The sequence below is a fragment of the Vibrio sp. V31_P5A7T61 genome, assembly GCF_009904895.1.
Taxonomy (GTDB): Bacteria; Pseudomonadota; Gammaproteobacteria; order Enterobacterales; family Vibrionaceae; genus Vibrio; species Vibrio metschnikovii.
Map to the genome: position 1 here is coordinate 136,759 of NZ_WXWI01000059.1, position 6,809 is coordinate 143,567.

Annotated in this window: 9 protein-coding genes; 4 read left to right on the forward strand and 5 right to left on the reverse strand. The window is 43.7% G+C overall.

Going from position 1 to position 6,809, the window contains the following annotated elements; translation table 11 throughout:
* Positions 1 to 18 precede the first annotated feature (18 nt).
* Entirely contained in the window at positions 19 to 555 is a 537-nt protein-coding gene (seqA, locus tag CAG58_RS13840; protein WP_004394790.1) for a replication initiation negative regulator SeqA, read from the reverse strand.
* Between the two features lie 92 nt (positions 556 to 647).
* On the opposite strand from seqA, the gene CAG58_RS13845 reads away from it, so the two are divergent.
* On the forward strand, positions 648 to 1,412 hold the full coding sequence (locus tag CAG58_RS13845; protein ID WP_154170470.1) for an alpha/beta fold hydrolase: 765 nt from the start codon (positions 648 to 650) through the stop codon (positions 1,410 to 1,412).
* A gap of 114 nt (positions 1,413 to 1,526) precedes the next feature.
* Positions 1,527 to 2,054: a flavodoxin FldA gene (gene fldA / locus CAG58_RS13850; RefSeq protein ID WP_004394788.1), complete on the forward strand. Its 528-nt coding sequence runs from the start codon at positions 1,527 to 1,529 to the stop codon at positions 2,052 to 2,054.
* Between the two features lie 66 nt (positions 2,055 to 2,120).
* Here the strand turns inward: fldA and CAG58_RS13855 are convergent, their stop codons facing one another.
* On the reverse strand, positions 2,121 to 2,816 hold the full coding sequence (locus CAG58_RS13855) for an LrgB family protein (RefSeq protein WP_004394787.1): 696 nt from the start codon (positions 2,814 to 2,816) through the stop codon (positions 2,121 to 2,123).
* Positions 2,816 to 3,226 (reverse strand): CidA/LrgA family protein, encoded by a 411-nt coding sequence (locus tag CAG58_RS13860; RefSeq protein WP_161426715.1) that lies wholly within the window; start codon positions 3,224 to 3,226, stop codon positions 2,816 to 2,818. The genes CAG58_RS13855 and CAG58_RS13860 overlap by 1 nt, the downstream gene beginning before the upstream one ends.
* Before the next feature lie 125 nt (positions 3,227 to 3,351).
* Here CAG58_RS13860 and CAG58_RS13865 point away from each other — a divergent pair, with 125 nt between their 5' ends.
* Complete coding sequence (locus CAG58_RS13865; protein WP_161426716.1) at positions 3,352 to 4,236, forward strand: LysR family transcriptional regulator; 885 nt, start codon at positions 3,352 to 3,354, stop codon at positions 4,234 to 4,236.
* A gap of 6 nt (positions 4,237 to 4,242) precedes the next feature.
* Here the strand turns inward: CAG58_RS13865 and CAG58_RS13870 are convergent, their stop codons facing one another.
* On the reverse strand, positions 4,243 to 4,752 hold the full coding sequence (locus tag CAG58_RS13870) for a DUF4442 domain-containing protein (protein ID WP_161426717.1): 510 nt from the start codon (positions 4,750 to 4,752) through the stop codon (positions 4,243 to 4,245).
* A 256-nt stretch (positions 4,753 to 5,008) separates the two neighbouring features.
* Here CAG58_RS13870 and fcrX point away from each other — a divergent pair, with 256 nt between their 5' ends.
* Positions 5,009 to 5,455: a ferric iron uptake transcriptional regulator FcrX gene (gene fcrX / locus CAG58_RS13875; protein ID WP_004394784.1), complete on the forward strand. Its 447-nt coding sequence runs from the start codon at positions 5,009 to 5,011 to the stop codon at positions 5,453 to 5,455.
* Between the two features lie 37 nt (positions 5,456 to 5,492).
* Here fcrX and CAG58_RS13880 read toward each other — a convergent pair.
* The coding region (locus CAG58_RS13880) for an IS4 family transposase (protein ID WP_202598302.1) at positions 5,493 to 6,809 on the reverse strand (1,317 nt) is incomplete at its 5' end.

Genomic DNA, 6,809 nt, shown 5'->3' on the forward strand with positions numbered 1-6,809 from the left:
GCTGCTGATCGTGCCACGTTAAATAGACAAGGTCACTTTTTCAATAATATCCGCAGGGAAATTCATTTTCAGCATCACTTGCTCAACCATTTGCTGTTTACGGCTAGTATTGTTGTTCGTGATAACCCATAACGGCGTATTTGGAATCGCTTTTGGTTTCGTCGTTTGCCCGTTCGCGAGCAACGTCGCTTCATTGTCGGCAAAATAAACTCGCTTGCGTCCCTTAACGATCATGGCATCTGAGAAGCTCGCCGGATCGATACGATAGAGTGTGGATAGGACTAACATAAAACGATCAACGGCTTTTTTCAGTGCAGAATATTCATCTGAAATCAGTAACTCGCGCATCGCCTTAACGCTATCAACTTTTGTCTCTTGAGCCGCATCTTTACTGACCACTAACCCTTTAGGAGCAGTGATAGCAGGCATCGCCGAAAAACGCTGACTATCAACCTTCAATAAGCGACGTAAAATATCGGAAGCGCTCTCACCAATATGTAGGGTTTGACTGGCAATATAACGGTATAGATCTTCATCAACCTCAATTGTTTTCATTCGCTTTTCACAATCTCTATGTTTAAACTCTGAGGGATTATAGCGAGATCTTTACCGATACTCTACGTTAAACCCATTACTAATAAGATAAAATGTCAGCACTGCTTAATTACAAACTAGAAGGTGAGGGTCACACCGTCGTTCTGATCCATGGTTTATTTGGTAATTTAGACAATTTAGGGCTACTCGCAAGAGATCTGAAACACGATCATCAAGTGCTGAGTATTGACCTACGTAACCATGGACAATCGTTTCACGCTTCAGAACATAACTACGCGTTAATGGCGCGCGATGTCGATCAACTGCTCACCGAGTTGGCTATCACTCAAGCGACAATCATTGGTCACTCCATGGGCGGTAAAGTAGCTATGAAATTAGCCGATCTTGCCCCCGATATCGTTCAACGGTTAATCGTGCTAGACATGGCCCCCGTTGCCTATAGCGTGCATCGTCATCAACAGGTGATTGATGGTCTCGATGCAGTGTTAGAACAAAAACCATCCTCTCGCAGTGAAGTGATGACCCTTTTAGCCCAGCATATCGATCAGGAAGGCGTTCGCCAATTTCTGGGGAAATCCTTGGTCAACCAAGATAGCGTCATGACTTGGCGATTTAATGTTCCTGCAATTAAAGCCAACTACTGGAATATTCTTGGTTGGGAACCGATTGCCTGTAACTCAACCCCTACCTTATTTATTAAAGGGGCAGATTCAAACTATTTAATGGCAGAGCATCAACCCGCTATCCAGCAACAATTTAGCCATGCCAAAGCACATGTTATAGCCAATACTGGCCACTGGTTACATGCTGAAAAACCAGCAGAAGTACTCCGTGCGATTCGTAAGTTTATCGCCTAAAGCGCTTAATCCATAACAAGTTAAGGGAAATTTGAAAGTCAATAGGTGGATTAACTTTAACAAATAACAGTGGTATAGTTCGCGCAAGCAGATTGATTTAAAGGTAAAGACTCTATGGCAAGTGTAGGTATCTTTTTTGGTAGCGATACAGGTAACACCGAAGCTATTGCAAAAATGATTCAAAAACAACTCGGCAAACAACTGGTTCACGTACAAGATATCGCGAAAAGTAGTAAAGAAGATATTGATAACTTTGATCTTTTACTGCTTGGCATTCCCACTTGGTACTATGGTGAAGCACAGTGTGATTGGGATGATTTCTTCCCTGAATTAGAAGCCATTGATTTTTCGACGAAACTCGTGGCTATTTTTGGCTGTGGTGATCAAGAAGACTACGCAGAGTATTTCTGTGATGCTATGGGCACCGTTCGAGACATCATCCAAGCCAAAGGCGCAACGATTATTGGTCATTGGCCAACGGAAGGTTATGAATTTGAAGCGTCTAAAGCATTAGTCGATGATAATCATTTTGTTGGTCTATGCATTGATGAAGACCGTCAACCAGAGTTGACCGAGCAACGTGTGACCGCTTGGGTTCAGCAAGTATACGAAGAAATGTGCTTAGCTGAGCTAGAAGACTAAACCAGCAACCGCCCTCACTTGGGCGGTTTCTTTTAACACAAACTCTTTATGAATTATTGGATCTATTTACCACAATAGCTGGCCTAAAAAGGGCGCAATCAGTACCGTTACCATACCGGCTATCATCATGACGACACTCGATACCACCCCTTCTGCATTTCCCATTTGATACGCTTTCGCGGTGCCTGCACCATGGGCAGAAGCCCCTAAGCTCGCCCCACGCCCAAATCGAGAACGAATCGATAAGAAAGTTAATATACTTTCACCAACCGCCATTCCAATAACACCCGTGAGTACCACAAACAGGGCCGTTAAGTCACTTTCACCGCCAATGGCACGTGTTGCTTCCACGGCAAAAGGGGTCGTTATCGAGCGCATGGCTAAGCTACGCTGCAGTAACTCTGGTAATTCAAACCAGCGTGCCAGCAAGACGGTACTGCTCACAGCCACAATCACGGAAACCACCACACCAACCGATAATGACAACCAATGACGACGAATTAAAAGCCGATTATCGTACACAGGAATCGCAAAGGCGACGGTGGCTGGCCCAAGTAACCATAATAGCCAGCGAGACTCTTCCATATACGATGGATAAGGAATATCCATACCAATGACAATCAGCACCAACAGTAATGGGGCCAGCAATAAAGGCATCAAAAAAATTGTTCGTTTGCGCTGATAGAGCATTTTACAGACGTAATAGAGTGCTAAAGTCAGTACCAAACACGTCATGCCGAGTAATGAGACCGAGTGCAACATTATAAGGCTCCCGCTAACTTATTACTTTTTCGGCGCGCTAATTTAAGCTCCAAGCGGTATAATTTATCCACGACCCACGCAGTCACCGCTATCACTAAAACCGTACTCAGCACTAATACTAAGATAATTCGTCCGCCCTGTTCACGCACCAGCGGCTGATAATTGACCACGGCAACGACCGCCGGAACAAAAAACAGTAACATTTCTGCTAAAAGCCAAGCCGCACCTCGTCGCAGCCATTCAACGTTAACAATCTTACTGAATACCAACGTCAGCAATAACAGCATACCTGTGAGATTGGCAGGGATAGGCAAGTGTAAGTAATCAACCAAACGGTCGGCGATTACCCATATCAAACCTAACGCAACAATTTGCCCAATGGTCAGCAAAACAGTTTCAATCTTCCTCATGGCATCATTCGCTCATTGTGTGAAATTAATCACAGTATAGAGAGCATTAAAATTTCATAAAATGAATTTTTATTATAAAAATTATGCCAATATGGAATCAATCGAACACAGAGAACCGCTTTCTTATGGATATTAAAGCCCTACGCTATTTTGTTGAACTCATCAATCAACAGAGCTTTACCCGTGCCTCGGAGAAACTTTTTGTTACCCAACCGACGATCAGTAAAATGATCCGTAGCCTTGAACAAGAAATTGGGCAGTCATTACTCCATCGTCAAGGCCATCGATTTTGGCTAACCGATGCAGGACACATTGTGTATTTACGTGCACAAGAGATTTTGACTCACTTTACTCAGCTAGAAGCTGAACTGATCGATCTTAACCAGCTCCAAGGAGGGCAACTGCGTCTAGGTATTCCTCCTATGGTGGGGCATCTTTATGCTGGCTTGATCAGACAATATCGACAAACCTACCCAGCCGTAGAAATGACGATCGTCGAGTATGGCGGGAGAAAAATAGAACAAGCGGTACTTGATGGAGAATTGGATGTTGCCATTACGATGCTATCGCGCCACGCAGAGCAACATCTCAGCACTTTAGTATTAGACAGTTACCCAATTTATGCTGTATTACCGCAAACCATGCCTTGGACTGCCATGACAACGATTGATTGGCCATCACTCAAAGAAGCGCCTTTTTATCTTTACACTAAAGAGTTTACTCTTAGTGACTATGTCCATCAGCAATGTCTAGCACATGGATTTACCCCACAAATTGCGGCGCGAAGTAGCCAATGGGATTTTCTCGTTGCGCTTGTAAAAAGTGGCATCGGAGTCGCCTTTTTACCCGAGCCACTCTGCTTAAGAATCCAAAATGAAGGCGTTTTAATTAAGCCGCTCAATCCCAGTATTGATTGGACGTTAAGTGTTATTTGGCATAGTGAACGTTACGTCTCTCGCACTGCAGAAGCTTGGATACAACTTTGTCATACTCATCCATCGTCTCGCTGAACACCATTATGCAGCGTTATCGGTTTGATAATCACTCTCTTGACGATACTTAGGCTTTTTACGAACATACAACTTACGATGCACTTCAGAAACCACATCACCCTGTTTGTCTTTGACGTGAATAATAAATTCAGGAAAGCATTTATCGCCATTTGCCGTCGCCACTAATATCGCATCCAGTTGAGCTTGAGAAATCAAAAACTCAGCATACAAATCACTGTGTCCCGGCTTAATGAAATTAATGCTCGCCTCTTTATCCCAAACATAATACTGGCGACCTAAAACCCCCATCAGCATTAATGAATATACGGGGTCCGTTAAAGAGAAGATGCTGCCACCATATTGGGAACGATTGGCATTTTTATTCCACCAACGAAGCTTTAAACGCAATCTAGCTTCACGAAAGTCTTCGCTGATTGACTCGATTTTTATCCCAGATCCCCAAAAAGGTGGCCAACTATTTAATGCCCACTTCACAATATTAGGTTTATACAACTTCTCAAGTGTTTTATTCATGCTATCCGTGCCTTAGACTCTATCTCATCTTCACTGATCGTGATGCTCAATGAGCACCTCACTCAGCGAAGCTACACACAAGTTAATGTTGCATAATTGTAACTGGTCAGATCAGATTTCTCCGTGATGAAACTCGATTTTGTAGTAATTACAGTAACCCTTTGAAGTTCGTGGTTTATTGTTTTAATCGAGTGGCCTATAATGTGGAACAACATTGACCTCTGTTTACGACTGCAGATCATCAACGGGAAAGTATATGTCAGACAATAACCAAGCGCTAAAGGATGCAGGTCTTAAAGTAACCCTTCCACGGCTAAAGATTTTAGAAGTATTGCAGCAGCCTGAGTGCCAACATATTAGTGCTGAGGAGCTGTACAAAAAGCTGATTGATCTCGGTGAAGAGATCGGCCTTGCGACCGTTTATCGCGTGTTAAACCAATTTGATGACGCTGGTATCGTGACTCGTCATCATTTTGAAGGTGGAAAATCAGTTTTCGAACTCTCAACCCAACACCATCATGACCATCTCGTCTGTCTTGATTGTGGCGAAGTGATTGAGTTTTCTGACGAGGTAATCGAACAGCGTCAAAAAGAGATCGCTGCGCGTTACAATGTTCAGCTAACTAATCACAGTTTATATCTTTATGGCAAATGTGCTGATGGCGGTTGCAAAAACAACCCTTCCGCGCATAAAGCTCGATAAGATAACCGAAAAAAAACCACCGCGAGGTTAACTCCTATCACTTAGCGTGTTTGGAACGAACTGGGTAGCGAGTTTTACTCATACGAACGGTCCTGGATTTGGGCCGTTTTTTTCGTTCTGGAAGAATGTAACGCTTTACTCGCTCTCGCATTGCCCTCAACTTTTTAGGGATTGAGCCGGGTGAGGCTATCGCACACCACATCAGTTCATCTTGGATATCTCGAAGTGCCATCATAAAGCTTATTCGAAGAGGTGATACCTTGGCTTCTTTCGCAATGCGGCTGATTTCTAAGCGAACCAGATTGTAAGCAATCAGTATTCCCCATACCTCTTGTTCTACCCCTTCTACAGACTGGCTTCGGAGAAGACGTTCATCCTCTAGCATGTCGTGCTTTATCTCTCCATAACTGCTCTCAATCTCCCAACGTTCGAAGTAGACATCCAACAGGGATTGAAGGTCATATTGGCTATCTGTTAAAGAGGTGAGTACGCCTTTTATATGGGTAGGTTGCTCTGGTTCAGGATATAAGGCCAATCTCGCTTGCCATTTCTCTGGGAGAGTTGGGTCTTGCTTGCGCGCATGTTGTGAAACATCCATTTCGACAATTAAATCTCGTCCCTCCTTGTCTAGTTTCCTAATGACCTCATACTGTGTATTCGATTTTATTGGGGTCATCCAGTGACTAGAGCCATGTTGACGCTGCCAGTTAATCATTAGCTCGGCACTTAAATAACATCGGTCAAAAATTGTGAGGGAGTTAGGCATTGTTGATGAGATCAACTGTTTAGCGTAGCTCACTTCTCCGGTTGAACTAGGGCCAAAAGCGACATCATGGAGTAAGCGGCTGCGAAGAGAACAAAGCGCGCATAGCCGAACAATAGGGTATTCGGTGTGACGATTTTTACTGTGCTTTACGTACTGATAATGCTCTGCAAGCGCCTCGGTATCATGGGTTCTAAATTGAGTTCCATCAACTGAAAACAGTCTTAAACCAAACCATTTATCCTCACTATCTTCGGACTGAGTCCAGTGCTGAGCAGTCATAGTAAATAGCGCTTTTAGTGGCTCTGCCGTGAGACGTTTTCTGGCTTGAGGAATGGCACTTGGCGCAATGGATTCACCTAAAGAGCTGGACAGTTTTAAGTCTAACTTGTCCAAAACGTCAGTAATCGGTCTGTCGCGATATAAGCCAATACCCACTAGCAGCCACACGACCAACTCAGCAGGTAGCTTTCGTCTTCTCATGCTGGCTTTATTCGTTTCATCAAGTGCTTGATTTATCCATTCCAATGGAAGCTCTTTTTGAAAAAGCGCAAGTGAATCAGGAGAAGCGAAGTCATCAACATCAATAAG